The organism is Saccharothrix sp. AJ9571 (genome assembly GCF_021725495.1).
Taxonomy (GTDB): Bacteria; Actinomycetota; Actinomycetes; order Mycobacteriales; family Pseudonocardiaceae; genus Amycolatopsis; species Amycolatopsis magusensis.
The window spans coordinates 3,778,434-3,793,614 of the sequence record NZ_CP091382.1 but is presented as its reverse complement, the minus strand read 5'-3'; the positions used below and the strand labels follow the sequence as shown (position 1 = coordinate 3,793,614).

Here is a 15,181-nt window from a genome sequence, read left to right as displayed (position 1 = left end):
TGCTAGTCCTCGTCCGGGCCCAGCGCCGTCTTGGAGACCTGCATCAGGAACTCGATGTTGGTCTTCGTCTTGCGCAGGCGGGACAGCAGCAGGTCGATCGCCTGCTGCGAGTCCAGCGCGTGCAGGACCCGGTGCAGCTTCAGGGTCACCGCCAGCTCGTCCGGAGAGAGCAGCAGCTCCTCCTTGCGGGTACCGGACGGGTTTATGTCCACCGCGGGGAAGACGCGCCGCTCGGCGATCTTGCGGTCCAGCTTGAGCTCGGCGTTACCCGTGCCCTTGAACTCCTCGAAGATCACCGTGTCACCGGTGGACCCGGTTTCCACCATCGCCGTGGCGAAGATGGTCAGCGAGCCGCCGTTCTCGATGTTGCGTGCCGCGCCGAGGAAACGCTTCGGCGGGAACAGCGCGGTCGAGTCGACACCACCGGACAGGATGCGCCCGGATGCCGGGGCCGCCAGGTTGTAGGCACGGCCGAGGCGGGTGATCGAGTCGAGCAGCACCACCACGTCGAGCCCCATCTCGACCAGGCGCTTGGCCCGCTCGATGGACAGCTCGGCGACCGAGGTGTGGTCTGACGGCGGGCGGTCGAAGGTGGAGGCGATGACCTCACCCTTCACCGACCGCTGCATGTCGGTGACCTCTTCCGGCCGCTCGTCGACCAGCACCACCATCAGGTGGCACTCGGGGTTGTTCGTGGTGATCGCGTTCGCGATGTCCTGCATGATCGTGGTCTTACCGGCCTTGGGCGGCGACACGATCAGTGCGCGCTGCCCCTTGCCGACCGGCATCACCAGGTCGATCACCCGGGTGGTGAGCTTGTGCGACTCGGTCTCGAGCCGCAGGCGCTCGTTCGGGTACAGCGGCGTCAGCTTCGTGAAGTCCGGGCGCTTCTTCGCCTGGTCCGACTCGAGGCCGTTGATGCTGTCCACGCGCACCAGCGGGTTGAACTTCTGCCGCTGCTGCTCGCCCTCGCGCGGCTGGCGCACCACACCGGTGATGGCGTCACCGCGACGCAGGCCGTACTTGCGGACCAGCGACAGCGAGACGTAGACGTCGTTCGGCCCGGCCAGGTAGCCCGAGGTGCGGACGAACGCGTAGTTGTCCAGCACGTCGAGGATGCCTGCCACCGGGAGCAGGACGTCGTCCTCGCGCACCTCGGTGTCCGGGCTGCTGCTGCCGACCTCGCCACGGCCACCGCGACGGCGGCGGTCGCGGAAGCGGCGGCCGCGACGGCCGCCCTCTTCGTCGTCGTCCTGCGGGCCACCACGGTTGTCGCGGTTGTCCTGCTGGCCGCGCTGGCGGTCGTTCTGCCGGTCGCCACGGTCCTGCCGGTCGCCGCGGTCACCACGGTCCTGGCGGTCACCACGGTCCTGGCGGTCACCACGGTCCTGGCGGTCACCGCGGTCACCACGGTCCTGCCGCTCGCCACGCTGCCGGTCGCCGCGTTGTTGCTGGTCACCGCCCTGCTGGCGGTCACCAGCCGGCCGGTCGCCGCCCTGCTGGCGGTCGCGGCGTTGCTCGCCGGAACCACCGCCGGACGAGTCCGCGGCGCGGTTGGACCCGCGGCGGCGGCGCCCGCCCTCACGGCGGCCACCGTCCTCACCCGAGGCGGACTGGTCGCCGGACGGCGCGTCGCTCTCGGACTCCTTGCGCTCGGCCTGCTGCGGCTCGGCGACCGGAGCCTTCGCAGCGGGCGGAGCCTGCTGCTCCGGCTGGGCCTCGGCCTTCGGCTGCTCGACCGGCTTCTCGGCCTTCTCGGCCTCCTTGCGCGGTGCGCGGGCCTTCGTTTCGGCCGGCTTGCTCCCCTCGATGCCCTCCAGCGGAAGCGTGTCCGCGGTGGTGGCGGTCGCGGCGGCGCTGGTGCGCCGCTTGGTCTTGCCCTGGCGCTCGCGAATGGCCGCGATCAGGTCCCCCTTGCGCATGCCCGCGGTGTCGCTGATGCCGAGTTCCCCGGCCAGCGAACGCAGGTCGGCGATGACCATTCCGGACAGACCGCCCGGACGGCGTTTCGGCGCGGCGGTGCCGTTGGCCTGCGGTTCGGCCGAAGACTCACCGGTAGCCGCGTCGCCGCTCAGTAGATCGGTGTTGCTCACACAAGTCCTTCCTTACCGATCCACGCCTCCACGGTGGATCAGCGGACTGCCGCCCGCGTCCGAATCACGAGACGGCTAGTTGTTCCCGTGGCCGGAAGCCAGATCCAGCCGAGACGTACGAGTCACGGCGGGAGAACCGCCGACACGGGAAGTACGTGCCCCATATGGCACACGCGAAATTCGTCACCGCGACCGCACCGGAGCCCGTCGCCACGCTCCAGGATCCCCGCAGGAACCTGGACTGGACGGGAAAATGCGATCCGGGCTGAACCCCCGGAACCTGCACCGGGTGCGGACTGCGCACGGTGATCGAACGCTCCCGAGGGTAGACCGGCCCGCTTCGCCGTGCAACAACCACCCCTACTTTGCCTTCGGCGTGTTATCCCACGGCGACCTGCACCCCGGCCGAATCGACCGGGAGCGCGGTGACCTCGAAGGATGTAACGTCCACCACGTCCGGAAGTATTCCCGTCGTGGTCAGGGCCAGCACCGTGGGCCCGGCGCCGGAAATCGCCGCCGCCACGCCCTGCGCGCGCAACTCGCGCACCAGCTTCGCGCTGGCCGGGTAGGCCGGGGCGCGGTAGTGCTGGTGCAGGCGGTCCTCGGTGGCGCTGAGCAGCAGTTCCGGATTGCCCACGAGCGCGCGCACGGCCAGTGCCGCGCGGCCCGCGTTGAACGCCGCGTCGGCGTGCGGCACGTGCTCGGGCAGCAGGCCGCGCGTGGCGTCGGTGGACGAGCGCAGGCCCGGCACGGCGAGCACCGGCCGCAGGTCGGGGTGCGGGTCGAGCCGTTCCGCGCCGAACCGGCCGTCGGTCTCCCAGGCGATGACCAGGCCGCCGAGCAGGCTCGCCGCCGCGTTGTCCGCGTGGCCTTCGAACTCCGCCGCCAGCTGCAGCGCGTCGTCGTCGAGTTCGCGCCCGGCCAGCGCGTATCCCGCGGCCACCCCGGAAACCACCGCGGCGGCCGAAGAGCCGAGGCCGCGTGCGTGCGGAATCGCGTTGTGGCAACGCAGGTGCAGGCCGGGAACCGAAAAGCCGAGGTGGTCGCACGCGCGGCGCAGCGCACGCACCACCAGATGGGTCTCGTCGGTGGGCACGTCACCCACCCCGCCCGCTCCGGCGTCGAGCACCTCGACCTTGAGCCCGGCGTCGGTGACCTGCACCTCCACCACGTCGTACAGCCCCAGCGCCAGGCCCAGCACGTCGAACCCCGGACCGAGGTTCGCCGTGGACGCGGGGACCGTCACCCGGTAGTGCCCGCTCGGGGGACGACCCCGGAGGTTCACGCCAGCTCCAGCGCCGCCGCCACGGCGGTCGGGTCCACCGCCAGCGGTTCCACCTCGACCACGCCGTTCAGCGCGGTGGCGGGGTCCTTGAGGCCGTGCCCGGTCACCGTGCAGACCACCGTCGACCCCCGCGGGATCCGGCCGTCGGCGGCGGTGATCAGCAACCCGGCCACGCTGGTCGCCGAGGCGGGCTCGACGAACACGCCCTCCTTGCGGGCCAGCAGCCGGTACGCCTCGAGGATCTGCTCGTCGGTGGCCTTCTCGAACAGGCCACCGGAGGCGTCCTTCGCCTTGACCGCCTTGGTCCAGGACGCCGGGCTGCCCACGCGGATCGCGGTGGCCACCGTCTCCGGCTCGCTCACCGGCGCGCCGTCGACCAGCGGGGCGGCGCCCGCGGCCTGGAAGCCGAACATGCGCGGTGTGCCGTCCACCACACCGTCGGCGGCGTACTCGGCGTACCCCGCCCAGTAGGCGGAGATGTTGCCGGCGTTGCCGACCGGCAGGCAGTGGATGTCCGGCGCCGCGCCGAGCACGTCGCAGACCTCCCATGCGGCGCTCTTCTGGCCGACCAGGCGCACCGGGTTGACCGAGTTCACCAGGGTCACCGGGTAGTCGGCCGCGGTCTTGCGCGCCAGCTCCAGGCAATCGTCGAAGTTGCCCTCGACCTGCAGGATCTTCGCGCCGTGCGCGACCGCCTGGGCCATCTTGCCCAGCGCGATCTTGCCCTCGGGGACCAGCACCGCGCTGGTCAGCCCGGCGCGGGCGGCGTAGGCCGAAGCCGAGGCCGAGGTGTTGCCGGTGGAGGCGCAGATGACCGCCTTGAGCCCGCTGGCCAGCGCGTGCGTGATCGCCACGGTCATGCCGCGGTCCTTGAACGAGCCGGTCGGGTTGGCGCCCTCGACCTTGAGGTAGACCGTGCTCCCGGTCAGCTCGGACAGGTGCGGCGCGGGCAGCAGCGGCGTGTTCCCCTCGCCGAGGGTGACGATCTTCGCGCCCTCGGGGATGGGAATGCGGTCGGCGTACGCCTCGATGATCCCGGTCACTGGTCTTCGCCTTCCACGCGCATAACGCTGACCACCTCGTGCACCACGTCCATCTTCGCGATCTCGTCCACAGTGGACTCCAGGGCCGCGTCCGGCGCCAGGTGGGTGACGATCACCAGGCTCGCGGTGGACAGCCGGTCGCGCTGGCGGACCGCGGCGATGCTCACGCCGTTCGCCGCGAACGCCTGCGCCACCTGAGCCAGCACGCCCGGGCGGTCGGCCACGTCCAGGCTGACGTGGTAGCGCGTCGGCGTCTGGCCCATCGGGCGCACGGGCAGCGCGGCGTGCGCCGACTCGCGCGGGCCGAGCCCGCCGAGCACCCGGTTGCGCGCCACCGCGACCAGGTCGCCGAGCACGGCGCTGGCGGTCGGTGCGCCCCCGGCGCCCTGGCCGTAGAACATCAGCTCACCGGCGGCGTCGGCCTCGACGTAGACCGCGTTGAACGCCCCGCTGACCCCGGCGAGCTGGTGCGCGCGCGGGATCATCACCGGGTGCACGCGGGCGGAAACCGACTCGATGCCGTCCTCGCTGGTCACCCGCTCGCAGATGGCGAGCAGCTTGACCGTGCGGTTGAGCATCTTCGCCGCGGTGATGTCCGACGCGGTGACCCCGGCGATGCCCTCGCGGTGCACGTCGGCCGCGGTCACCCTGGTGTGGAAGGCGAGCGAGGCCAGGATCGCGGCCTTGGAGGCGGCGTCGTAGCCGTCCACATCGGCCGTCGGGTCCGCCTCGGCGTACCCCAGCCTGCTCGCTTCGTCCAGCGCCTCGGCGTACCCGGCGCCGGTGGAGTCCATCGCGGACAGGATGTAGTTAGTGGTGCCGTTGACGATGCCCATCACGCGGGTGATCCGGTCGCCCGCCAGTGATTCGCGCAGCGGGCGCAGCAGCGGGATGGCCCCGGCGACCGCGGCCTCGAAGTAGAGGTCGGCGCCGGAGGCGTCGGCGGCCTCGGACAGCTCCCCCGAGTTCTCCGAGAGCAGCGCCTTGTTCGCGGTGACCACGGACTTGCCGGCGCGCAGGGCGTCCAGCAGCCAGGTGCGGGTCGGCTCGATGCCGCCGATCAGCTCGACGACCACGTCCACGTCGTCCGCCGTGACCAGCTCGGCCGCGTCCCTGGTGAGCAGTTCGGGGGGCAGTTCCGGGTGCTTGTCCGGGCGGCGCACGGCGATGCCCGCCAGCTCGACCGGCGCGCCCGCGCGGGCGGCCAGCTCACCGGCCTGCTCGGTCAGCAGGCGCGCGACCTCACCGCCGACCGTGCCGCAGCCGAGCAGCGCTACGCGTATCGGGGTGGACCTCACGAAACCTCCAGACCCAGCATGTCCTCGGTGGTTTCCCGGCGCAGCAGCAGCCGCGCCTCGCCGTTGCGCACCGAGACCACCGCCGGGCGTGGCTGGCGGTTGTAGTTGCTGGCCATCGAGTAGCAGTAGGCGCCGGTCGCGGCGACCGCGAGCAGGTCGCCGGGAGCCAGGTTGTCGGGCAACCAGCAGTCGCGGACCACGATGTCGCCGGACTCACAGTGCTTTCCCACCACGCGGGACAACGCGGGGTGCGCTTCGTCGTCCTGGCCGTCCGCAGCGGCGCGCGAGACCAGCCTCGCGTCGTACACCGCGTCGTAGAGCGAGGTGCGGATGTTGTCGCTCATCCCGCCGTCGACGCTGACGTACCGGCGGACCGCGTTGTCGCCCAGCGAGACGTCCTTGATGGTGCCGACCTCGTACAGCGTGACCGTGCCGGGACCGGCGATCGCGCGGCCCGGCTCCCCGGCGATGCGCGGCACCGGCAGCCCGGCGAAGGCGCATTCCTTGCGCACGATCTCCCGGATCTGGGTGATCATCTGCGCCGGCGGCGGCGGGTTGTCGCGATCGGTGTAGGCGATGCCGAACCCACCACCGAGGTCCACGATGGACAGCTGGTCGACCAGTTCGGGGCCGTGTTCCTTGCCCAGCTCGGCGAGCAGGCCGATGATCCGGCGCGCGGCCACCTCGAAGCCGTCGGCGTCGAAGATCTGCGAGCCGATGTGGCTGTGCAGCCCGATCAGCCGGAGCGAACCGGCGTTGAGCACCCGGCGCACCGCCTCGGCGGCGTCCCCGGAAGCCAGCGAGAAGCCGAACTTCTGGTCCTCGTGCGCGGTCGCGATGAACTCGTGCGTGTGCGCCTCGACGCCGACGGTGACCCGCACCATCACCTGCTGGGTGACCTCGTGGCGCGCGGCCACCTCGGCCAGCCTGGCGATCTCGAAGTACGAGTCGAGCACCACGGTGCCCACCCCGGCGGTGACTGCGGCTTCCAGCTCGGCGACCGACTTGTTGTTGCCGTGGAAGGTGATCCGCTCCGGCGGGAACCCGGCGCGCTGCGCGATGGCCAGTTCGCCACCGCTGCACACGTCCAGGCTCAGGCCCTGGGCGGCCACCCAGCGCGCGACCTCGGTGCACAGGAACGCCTTCGACGCGTAGTGCACCAGCGTCGGGTCGTCGAACGCCTCGGCGTACTCGGCGCACCGCGACTTGAAGTCGGCTTCGTCGATGACGAAGAGCGGGGTGCCGTAGGTTTCGGCCAGCTCGCGCACGTCCACCCCGGCGATCCGGACCACACCGTCCGGCGCGCGGAAGGAGTTGCGGGGCCACACCTTGGGGTAGAGCCGGTCCAGTTCGCCCGAAGTGGACGGGGGGAACCCGGCGGTGTCCGCATGGGCATGGACCTCGGCGTACCGGGGTCCCGCGGGGTGAGCCATGAAACTACATCCGTTCCGGCGCCGAAACGCCCAGCAGTTCGAGACCGTTGGCGAGCACCTGGCGCGCGGCCTCGCAGAGCGCGAGGCGGGCGTAGGTGAGCGGCGTGGGTTCCTCCCCGCCCTGCGGCAGCACGCGGGCCACGTCGTAGAACTTGTGGTAGGCGCTCGCGAGGCTCTCCAGGTACCGGGCGACGCGGTGCGGTTCCCGCAGCTCGGCCGCCTTCCTCAACATTTCCGGGAATTCGCCGATCGTTCGGATCAGGTCGCCTTCCCGCGGGTGGGTGAGCAGGCCGAGGTCCGGCCGCTCGCCGGCCTTGAGGCCCAAATCGGCGGCGTTGCGCTGCAGCGAGGCCAGCCGCGCGTGTGCGTACTGCACGTAGTAGACCGGGTTTTCGTTGCTGTGCTTGCGCAGCAGGTCCAGGTCGATGTCCAGGGTGGAGTCGACCGAGTACCGGGCCAGCTCGTAGCGGGCGGCGTCCACGCCGACCGCCTCGACCAGGTCGTCCATGGTGATCACGGTGCCCGCGCGCTTGCTCATCCGCACCGGCTTGCCGTCGCTGACCAGGTTGACCATCTGCCCGATCAGCACCTCGACCACGGCCGGGTCGTCGCCCAGCGAGGCGGCGGCCGCCTTCAGCCGGGTGACGTAGCCGTGGTGGTCCGCGCCGAGCATGTAGATGCACAGGTCGAAGCCGCGCTGGCGCTTGTCGTGCAGGTAGGCGATGTCCCCGGCGATGTAGGCCGGGTGGCCGTCCTTCTTGATCACCACGCGGTCCTTGTCGTCCCCGTGGTCGGTGGTGCGCAACCACCAGGCACCGTCGTTGAAGTACAGCGTGCCCTCGTCCTTGAGCTTGGCCACCAGGCGGTCGACCTCGCCGTTCTCGTGCAGCGAGTTCTCGTGGAAGAACACGTCGAAGTCGGTGCCGAACTCGTGCAGCGCCTTTTTGATCTCGGCGAACATCAGCTCGATGCCGACCTTGCGGAAGGTCTCGTGCCGCTCGGCCTCGGGCAGCGACAGCGCGCTGGGCTCCTGGCGCAGCACCTCGGCGGCGACGTCGCTGATGTAGGTGCCCGCGTAGCCGTCCTCCGGCGCGGGCTCGCCCTTCGCGGCGGCGATCAGGGACCTGACGAACCGGTCGATCTGCGCGCCGGCGTCGTTGAAGTAGTACTCGCGGGTGACCTCGGCGCCCTGCGCGGTCAGCACCCGGCCCAGCGCGTCGCCGACGGCGGCCCAGCGGGTGCCGCCGAGGTGGATCGGCCCGGTGGGGTTGGCCGAGACGAACTCGAGGTTGATCTTGAGCCCGCCCAGCGCGTCGCCGCGGCCGTACGCCTTGCCCGCGGCGAGCACCTGGCTGATCTGCGCGCCCTGGGCGCTCGCGCCGAGCCGGAGGTTGAGGAAGCCGGGCCCGGCCACCTCGGCGGCTTCGACGCCGTCCGCCTTGGCGAGCGACTCGGCCAGCGCGTCGGCGAATTCACGCGGCTTGAGCCCCGCCTTCTTCGCCACCTGCAGCGCCAGGTTCGTCGCGTAATCTCCGTGCTCGGGGTTGCGGGGTCGCTCGATCGTCACCGCGTCGGGCAGCACCGCCGGGTCGAGACCACGGGCGGTCAGGACGTCCACGGCGGAGGTTCGGACAAGTGCGGCGAGATCGGCGGGAGTCACCTGCCGAATTCTAGGTGTGCCCCGCTGACCGGCACCAAGACGGTCCCAGGACCGGGCGAAAGGCGAGCAGGCGATGAATTCGAGGACGACGGCGCTGGTCATCGCGCTGGTGGGCGTACTGCTGGCGGGTGCCGCGCTGACCGGCGTGGCCCTGCTCACCGCCGAGCGATCGGTGGCCGGGCAGGCGACCGTTTCCGAGCGGGACCGACGGCTCGCGGCGTTCATGCCGTCGGAGGCCGACCCGGATCCGTCGGCCGCCATTCCCGGGATCGTGCGGCAGGCCTACGACCCCGGGTTGCACGTGGTCGCGCCCCAGCGGGTCGCCTACGACCACTCACCGCCCTTCGGCGGCAGGCACGACCAGGTCTGGGCGGCGTGCAACGGCGTGGTGTACCCGGACGGGGTCCGCACCGAGCACCTCGTGCACTCGCTCGAGCACGGCGCGGTGTGGATCGCGTACCACCCGGACCGGGTGACCGGCGCCGAGCGCGCGAAGCTGGCTGAGCGCGTCGAGGGCAAGCCGTACCTGGTGATGTCGCCCTACCCCGGTCTGGACCAGCCGATCTCGCTGCAGTCCTGGGGTCACCAGCTGAAGCTCACCTCGGCCGACGACGAGCGCATCGACCAGTTCGTCACCGCGCTGCTGCTGAACCCGGCGACCTTCCCGGAACCCGGCGCGCCCTGCGACCCCGGCCCCGGCGGCTTCGACCAGGACGCGCCACCGCCGTTCGACCCGACTCCGCCAGGACCGGACGCCCAGCCGCCGATCTAGCCCTTCAGCAGGCGCTCCAGTTCCCCGCCTGCCTCGTCGTACCCGGCGTCCGAGATCCGCTGCAGTTCGAGCAGGTCCCCTGCCGCGACCGCGCGCCGGGTGAGCAGGTGCCCGGCACGCAGGCACCCTTCGTCCAGCAACTCGCTCAGTTCGCCGAGATCGGCACGGGCGTCGGCGAGGTCGGCGAGGCGGTCCATGGCCGTCTCGTTCCCCTCGTCGGCCAGCGCGCGCAGGGTCTCCCGGTCCGGGTTCGCGTTCACCATGGCGGCAAGCCTGCGACCTTGACCCGGGTCAGGGTCAAGCGAGACCCTCCGAAGCGCCCTACACCGACCAGACACGTCATCCCTACACTGGCCGGGGTGCTCCATGACCGGGGCGACGACGAGACGAGGTCGGTACAGCACGATGGCAAGCGGCACGAAGAAAAAGGGCAGGCCGACGAACGCCGTGAAGTCGGCCCGGGGCTCCGTGGTGGCCAAGAAGGGCACCCCGTGGGGCACGATCATCGCGGTGGTGGCGATCCTGGCGCTGGCCGGGGTGGTGTTCGGCTACTACTACGTCAACTCGGCGGACAAGCGCGAGCAGAAGACCCGTGAGGAAGCGGCCGCCGCCTTCGCGCCTTCGGCGGAGAACCCGGACCCGTCGCTGAAGATCCCCGGCATCGTCACCAAGCAGTACGAGGCCAGCGTGCACATCCTCCCCACCGAGCGCGTGGCCTACGACCAGACCCCGGCCTTCGGCGGCCCGCACGACGGGTTCTGGGCGGCCTGCACCGGCATCGTCTACCCGAACGCGGTGCGCACCGAGAACATGGTCCACTCGCTGGAGCACGGCGCGGTCTGGATCGCCTACAACCCCGACCAGGTCACCGGTGACGCGGTCAACAAGCTGCGCGTGCGGGCCGAGGGCAAGCCGTACACGATGATGTCGCCGTTCCCCGGCCTGGACAAGCCGGTCTCGCTGCAGGCGTGGGGTCACCAGCTCAAGCTCGACTCGGTCGACGACGAGCGCATCGACCAGTTCATCGCCGCGCTGCGGCTGAACCCGACCACCTACCCCGAGCAGGGCGCGTCCTGCGACGCGATGGGCCCTGGCCGGTTCGACGTGGACGCGCCGCCCGCCTTCGACGCGACGCCGCCGGGACCGGACGCCAAGCCCATGGACTACAAGGGTTCCGAGGGCGCCGAGCAGGAGAGCACCGGCACGCCGGGCGGGGTGCCCGGTGGCACGCCCCCGGCCGGGCAGCAGCCCCCGGCCGGCGGATGAGTTCGGCTTTCCCCGAAGAGGACCAGGAGCGGGCGGAGTTCGGCGAACCCCGCCCGGCCTGGTCCCGGGTGGTCATCCTGGGCGCCGCGACGCTCGCGGTGCTCCTGGTCGGCGCGACCATCGGCATGTTCCTCACCCAGTCGCTCGGCCAGGACACCGAAACCGCGGCCCCCTCGCCCGGCGTGGTGGAGGTCGGCTTCGCGCAGGACATGGCGGTGCACCACTTGCAGGCGGTCACCATGGCCAACTGGGCGCGTGATCACTCCACCGACCCGCAGGTGCAGCAGCTCGCCTTCGACATCGCCAGCACCCAGCTCGAGCAGGTCGGGCGGATGAAGGGCTGGCTGATGCTGTGGAACAAGCCGGAGCAGGCCATCGGCGGGTACATGACCTGGATGATCGACTCCCCCGGGCACGCCCACGGCGCTGTCGCCACCAGCCCCGCCACGCCTGCCGGGCTGATGCCGGGCATGGCCACCAACGACGAGCTGGCGAAGCTGAGGTCGTTGTCCGGCAAGGAACTGGACGTCTACTTCCTGCAGCTGATGCTCCGCCACCACCAGGGCGGCACGGAGATGGCGCAGTACACCCAGGACCACAGCGGCATGGCCGCGGTGAAGTCGCTGACGAACAGCATCCTCAAGTCGCAGAGCGCCGAGGCCCGCGTGATGACCGGCATGCTCGCCGACCGCGGTGCCGCCCCGCTGCCGTTCAGCTGAGCATCCCCGCCCGGCGGTGCAGATAACGCTGCTGCGGCAGGCTCGTCGCCCGGTTCGCCGCGGCCACATAGGACTCACGCGCCGCGGCCCTCTCCCCGGCCAGCTCCAGCAGGTGCCCGCGGACGGCGTCCACGCGGTGGTCGCCCGGAAGCCGTTTCTCCACTGCCGCAAGGAGTTCCAGCCCGGCCCGCGGTCCTCGCGCCATCGCGACCGCGACGCTGTGGTTCAACGCCACCACCGGGTTGTCGGACAACCGCAGGAGCGCTTCGTACAGCGCGACGATCTGCGGCCAGTCGGTCTCCTCGGCGCTGGGTGCCTCGTCGTGCACGGCCGCGATCGCCGCCTGCAGCTGGTATTCGCCCACCGGGCCGTCCGGCAGCGCGGCGGTGATCAGTTCGATGCCTTCGGCGATGTTGTCCGCGTTCCACCGGCCGCGGTCCTGTTCGGCCATCGGCACCAGCGCGCCGTCGGGTCCGGTCCGGGCCGCGCGGCGGGCGTCGGTGAGCAGCATCAACGCGAGCAGTCCGGTCACTTCGCTGTCGCCGGGCAGGAGTTGGTGCAGCAGGCGCGCCAGCCGGATCGCCTCGGCGGTGAGTTCGGTCCGCTGCAGTTCGGGGCCCGCGGTGCTGGCGTAGCCCTCGTTGAAGATCAGGTAGAGCACGTGCAGCACGGCGGCGAGCCGGTCCGGGCCCGCCGGCACGCCGAACGGGACGCCGCTGTCCTTGATGCGCTGCTTGGCCCGGCTGATGCGCCGGGTCATCGTGGCTTCCGGGACCAGGAAGGCCCTGGCGATCTCGGCGGTGGTCAGGCCGCCGACCGCGCGCAGGGTGAGCGCGATCTGCGAGGCCGGGGACAGCGACGGGTGGCAGCACAGGAACAGCAGCACGAGCGTGTCGTCCGAGGCCTTCTCGGGCCGGTCCGCGGGCGGCGCCAGCCATTCCTCGGGCAGCACCTGCCGGGCGACGGTGTCCTCGCGGCGGCGGCGGGCGTACTCGCCGCGCAGCAGATCGGTCAGCCGCCGGGAGGCGACGGTGATCAGCCAGCCGCGCGGGTTGTCCGGGATGCCGCTGTCCGGCCACTGCGTGGTGGCCGCGAGCAGCGCCTCCTGGACCGCGTCCTCGGCGGTGTCGAAGTTGCCGAACCGGCGGACCACCGCGCCGAGGACCTGCGGCGCGAGACCGCGCAGCAGGCCCTCGACCTCGGCGGGCATCAGAAGTTCAGGTCGGCGGCGAATTCCACGAGGGGCCGGACGTCGGCGTAGGCATCGTCGTCGAACCCGGCCGGCACCGGGCAGCCTGCCAGCCGCCCGGCGAGCTCGGTAGCCCGGTCGAAGCTCTCGCACTCGACGATCCAGTAACCCGCCAGCACTTCCTGCGTCTCGGCGTACGGGCCGTCCGTCCACACCGGAGTGCCGTCCTTGACGCCCTGCACGCGGCGGGTGTGCACGGGCTCGTGCAGGCCGCGGGTCTCGACCAGTTCGCCGGAGGCTTCCAGTTCGGCGTTGAACTCGCCCATGAAGGCGTGCATGGCGCTGAAGTCCTCGGCCTGGAACTCGCCCTTGCCCGCCATGGCGTCGTACTGCTGCTGCGAGCCGTAGCTCAGGATCATGTACTTCATCGTGTTCTCCTCGCCTCGTTCGGTGCCTTCACCGGAGACGTCGGAGCCGCGGCGCCCATCCGGACACCCATTCTCGCCTCAGTAGCGGAATTCCGGATCAGCGCGGCTGAGGATCGCCCTCCTGGGTTGACCGAATTCCTGCTCGAGGGTGTTGACCAGGGCTTTCACATCATCGGGTGCGGTGTCGTGCAACGCCTCCGCGACGATCAGCACGGTCTCGGTCTGGGCGCTGACCGCCGAGCGCCCGCTCTGGCGGTTGGTCCAGCGGCGAGCGTGGGCGTGCCCGGCCTCGTCGGCGAACACCACCTCACCGGGCTGCGGGTGCTCGACCTCGCCGCCGAACGTCAGGTACTCCTCGTCGCCGGTGGCGTAGCGCACCTCGAGATCGCCGGTGATCTGCGCGAGGTCGAGCACCGCGATCGGAATGGCGTAGGCGAGCGAGACCGCGTTGCACAGGTCGATCACCGGGTGGATGCGCGGGAGCGACTTCTCCTTGCGGAACCGGCGAAGCAGCGATTCGGAGGCGCAACGGTACTGCGTCGGCTTGAGCCCGAGCTGCCCGAAGGCCCGTCGCCAGGCTTGGATTTCGGGCAGCTGCGCTTCGGTGGTGCCTTCGAGCCGCTGCTCGGCGATCTCGTAGTACTCGGTGAGGTCCTGCCGGGCGTCGGTGTGCTCGACGTGCAGGACAGCGGGAACGAGCTGCGGGAAGTCGGCCCAGAGGGCGTCGGCGTGCCGGAAGGTGCTCATGCTTCGGTCACCGCCAGCTTGACCGCGAGCCCGGCGAACGCGGCGGAGAAGGTGCGCCGCACCCAGGCGAGCACCCTCGGCCGGGTGATGATGTGCTCCCGCACCGCGGCGGCGAACACCCCGTAGGCGAGGAAGACGACCAGGGTGAGGGCGGTGAAAACGGCACTCAATTCCACCATGCGCCACACCGGTTCTTCCGGCCGCACGAATTGCGGCAGGAACGCGACGAAGAAAATGGTCAGCTTGGGGTTCAAGATGTTGGCCAGCACTCCGGTGGTGATCACCTTGAGCGGGGATAGGGGGACATTGTCCTGCGGTTCGAACGCCGATTTATCTCGAACAGTGGCCCACGCGAGGTACAGCAGGTAGGCGACGCCGAGGTACTTCAGCACCTCGAAGGCGGTGGCGCTGGTGTGCAGGAGCGCGGCCAGCCCGGTGAGCGCCGCGAGCAGGTGGGGCAGGGTGCCGAGGGTGCACGCGAACGCGGCCACCGCACTCGCGCGCACCCCGCGGCTGAGCCCGGCCGCCACGGTGAAGAGCACGCCGGTGCCCGGGGTGGCCACGATGACCAGCGCTGTCAGGAGAAACTCGATACTCACGGGGTTGATCATGGGGGCTGAGGTGGCCCAGCGAACAGGTCCAGTCACGACCCGCCGAACTGGTCCACTGGCCGGTCAGCAGTGTCCGAGGTGCGTGGCGCTGAAGCCGCTGGCGATGTTGCGGAACCAGTAGTAGTGCACGTGGCGGTTGGCCTCGTGCCAGTGGTCGTAGAACTTGAAGATGTGCCCGTCGAGTTCGATGTAGGACTCGTGACCGCACCAGTTGTACGGATCGATCGGCAGTTTCTGCGCCGACGGTTCCGCCTGCGCCGGCCCCGCGAACAACGCCCCGGCCGCCAACGCGACCACACCCGCCTTCAAAGCTCTTTTCAGCATCATGCCCCCAGGCTGAAGGTGACCCGGATCACGGTCAATGGCCTTCACCAGTAGTTGAACAGGGACACAAGAAAGCCCCTATCGCATCTCGCCGATAGGGGCTTGATTGGCCAAAGTAAAGATGAGTGCCCTCGGCAGGATTCGAACCTGCGACACCTGCCTCCGGAGGGCAGTGCTCTATCCCCTGAGCTACGAGGGCCCGTCAACTTGCGACCTCGTGAAGCCTAGCGCATCCCCCGAAGGCGTTGACAGCGGGTTGACGATCCCGCGCGGCGGGAAGCCCCGGTTGGGGGTTGGACCGCGGCTGGGCGCG

At 70.7% G+C, this 15,181-nt stretch carries 15 protein-coding genes and 1 tRNA gene; 3 read left to right on the top strand and 13 right to left on the bottom strand.

The annotated features are described in order from the left end of the window. Positions 1-2: 2 nt before the first annotated feature. From rho to argS, 6 genes are all read right to left on the bottom strand, one after another. The gene (gene rho, locus L3Q67_RS17195; RefSeq protein WP_499190458.1) at positions 3-2,093 is read right to left on the bottom strand and encodes a transcription termination factor Rho; all 2,091 of its coding nucleotides are present in this window, start codon (positions 2,091-2,093) and stop codon (positions 3-5) included. A gap of 379 nt (positions 2,094-2,472) precedes the next feature. Then, the gene (gene thrB, locus L3Q67_RS17190) at positions 2,473-3,378 is read right to left on the bottom strand and encodes a homoserine kinase (RefSeq protein WP_499190457.1); all 906 of its coding nucleotides are present in this window, start codon (positions 3,376-3,378) and stop codon (positions 2,473-2,475) included. Next, positions 3,375-4,421: a threonine synthase gene (gene thrC / locus L3Q67_RS17185; protein WP_499190456.1), complete on the bottom strand. Its 1,047-nt coding sequence runs from the start codon at positions 4,419-4,421 to the stop codon at positions 3,375-3,377. Before thrC ends, thrB begins: the two co-directional genes overlap by 4 nt. Continuing rightward, on the bottom strand, positions 4,418-5,719 hold the full coding sequence (locus tag L3Q67_RS17180; RefSeq protein ID WP_499190455.1) for a homoserine dehydrogenase: 1,302 nt from the start codon (positions 5,717-5,719) through the stop codon (positions 4,418-4,420). Before L3Q67_RS17180 ends, thrC begins: the two co-directional genes overlap by 4 nt. Beyond that, on the bottom strand, positions 5,716-7,152 hold the full coding sequence (gene lysA / locus L3Q67_RS17175; protein WP_499190454.1) for a diaminopimelate decarboxylase family protein: 1,437 nt from the start codon (positions 7,150-7,152) through the stop codon (positions 5,716-5,718). Before lysA ends, L3Q67_RS17180 begins: the two co-directional genes overlap by 4 nt. Before the next feature lie 4 nt (positions 7,153-7,156). After that, positions 7,157-8,812 (bottom strand): arginine--tRNA ligase, encoded by a 1,656-nt coding sequence (argS, locus tag L3Q67_RS17170; protein WP_499190453.1) that lies wholly within the window; start codon positions 8,810-8,812, stop codon positions 7,157-7,159. Between the two features lie 73 nt (positions 8,813-8,885). On the opposite strand from argS, the gene L3Q67_RS17165 reads away from it, so the two are divergent. Continuing rightward, positions 8,886-9,584, top strand: coding sequence for a thioredoxin-like domain-containing protein (locus L3Q67_RS17165; protein WP_499190452.1), 699 nt, complete (start codon positions 8,886-8,888; stop codon positions 9,582-9,584). On the opposite strand, the gene L3Q67_RS17160 is transcribed toward L3Q67_RS17165, so the two are convergent. Beyond that, positions 9,581-9,847 carry a hypothetical protein gene (locus tag L3Q67_RS17160; RefSeq protein WP_499190451.1) on the bottom strand — a complete coding sequence of 89 codons (267 nt, stop codon included), beginning with the start codon at positions 9,845-9,847 and terminating at the stop codon, positions 9,581-9,583. The genes L3Q67_RS17165 and L3Q67_RS17160 overlap by 4 nt on opposite strands. A gap of 142 nt (positions 9,848-9,989) precedes the next feature. On the opposite strand from L3Q67_RS17160, the gene L3Q67_RS17155 reads away from it, so the two are divergent. Together L3Q67_RS17155 and L3Q67_RS17150 are read left to right on the top strand one after the other, a co-directional pair. Continuing rightward, the gene (locus L3Q67_RS17155; protein WP_499190450.1) at positions 9,990-10,850 is read left to right on the top strand and encodes a thioredoxin-like domain-containing protein; all 861 of its coding nucleotides are present in this window, start codon (positions 9,990-9,992) and stop codon (positions 10,848-10,850) included. After that, positions 10,847-11,569, top strand: a complete 723-nt coding sequence (locus L3Q67_RS17150; protein WP_499190449.1) for a DUF305 domain-containing protein — start codon at positions 10,847-10,849, stop codon at positions 11,567-11,569. The genes L3Q67_RS17155 and L3Q67_RS17150 overlap by 4 nt, the downstream gene beginning before the upstream one ends. Here L3Q67_RS17150 and L3Q67_RS17145 read toward each other — a convergent pair. The 6 genes from L3Q67_RS17145 to L3Q67_RS17120 form a co-directional block, all read right to left on the bottom strand. Next, positions 11,562-12,779, bottom strand: a complete 1,218-nt coding sequence (locus L3Q67_RS17145; protein ID WP_499190448.1) for an RNA polymerase sigma factor — start codon at positions 12,777-12,779, stop codon at positions 11,562-11,564. The genes L3Q67_RS17150 and L3Q67_RS17145 overlap by 8 nt on opposite strands. Next, on the bottom strand, positions 12,779-13,186 hold the full coding sequence (locus L3Q67_RS17140) for a YciI family protein (protein ID WP_499190447.1): 408 nt from the start codon (positions 13,184-13,186) through the stop codon (positions 12,779-12,781). Before L3Q67_RS17140 ends, L3Q67_RS17145 begins: the two co-directional genes overlap by 1 nt. A gap of 78 nt (positions 13,187-13,264) precedes the next feature. Next, positions 13,265-13,933, bottom strand: a complete 669-nt coding sequence (locus tag L3Q67_RS17135) for a B3/B4 domain-containing protein (protein ID WP_499190446.1) — start codon at positions 13,931-13,933, stop codon at positions 13,265-13,267. Then, a complete protein-coding gene (locus L3Q67_RS17130) occupies positions 13,930-14,532 on the bottom strand; it encodes a LysE family translocator (protein WP_499190445.1) in 603 nt (200 codons plus the stop codon). The genes L3Q67_RS17135 and L3Q67_RS17130 overlap by 4 nt, the downstream gene beginning before the upstream one ends. 75 nt (positions 14,533-14,607) lie before the next feature. Continuing rightward, complete coding sequence (locus tag L3Q67_RS17125; protein ID WP_499190444.1) at positions 14,608-14,871, bottom strand: hypothetical protein; 264 nt, start codon at positions 14,869-14,871, stop codon at positions 14,608-14,610. A gap of 123 nt (positions 14,872-14,994) precedes the next feature. After that, positions 14,995-15,067, bottom strand: a tRNA-Arg gene (locus tag L3Q67_RS17120). Positions 15,068-15,181 lie beyond the last annotated feature (114 nt).

What these genes read in the sequence shown, in the direction of transcription:
- lysA (WP_499190454.1), bottom strand. Translation starts at nt 7,152, where the DNA reads ATGGCTCACCCCGCGGGACCCCGGTACGCCGAGGTCCATGCCCATGCG.
- L3Q67_RS17165 (WP_499190452.1), top strand. Translation starts at nt 8,886, where the DNA reads ATGAATTCGAGGACGACGGCGCTGGTCATCGCGCTGGTGGGCGTACTG.
- L3Q67_RS17160 (WP_499190451.1), bottom strand. Translation starts at nt 9,847, where the DNA reads ATGGTGAACGCGAACCCGGACCGGGAGACCCTGCGCGCGCTGGCCGAC.
- L3Q67_RS17155 (WP_499190450.1), top strand. Translation starts at nt 9,990, where the DNA reads ATGGCAAGCGGCACGAAGAAAAAGGGCAGGCCGACGAACGCCGTGAAG.
- L3Q67_RS17150 (WP_499190449.1), top strand. Translation starts at nt 10,847, where the DNA reads ATGAGTTCGGCTTTCCCCGAAGAGGACCAGGAGCGGGCGGAGTTCGGC.
- L3Q67_RS17145 (WP_499190448.1), bottom strand. Translation starts at nt 12,779, where the DNA reads ATGCCCGCCGAGGTCGAGGGCCTGCTGCGCGGTCTCGCGCCGCAGGTC.
- L3Q67_RS17140 (WP_499190447.1), bottom strand. Translation starts at nt 13,186, where the DNA reads ATGAAGTACATGATCCTGAGCTACGGCTCGCAGCAGCAGTACGACGCC.
- L3Q67_RS17135 (WP_499190446.1), bottom strand. Translation starts at nt 13,933, where the DNA reads ATGAGCACCTTCCGGCACGCCGACGCCCTCTGGGCCGACTTCCCGCAG.
- L3Q67_RS17125 (WP_499190444.1), bottom strand. Translation starts at nt 14,871, where the DNA reads ATGATGCTGAAAAGAGCTTTGAAGGCGGGTGTGGTCGCGTTGGCGGCC.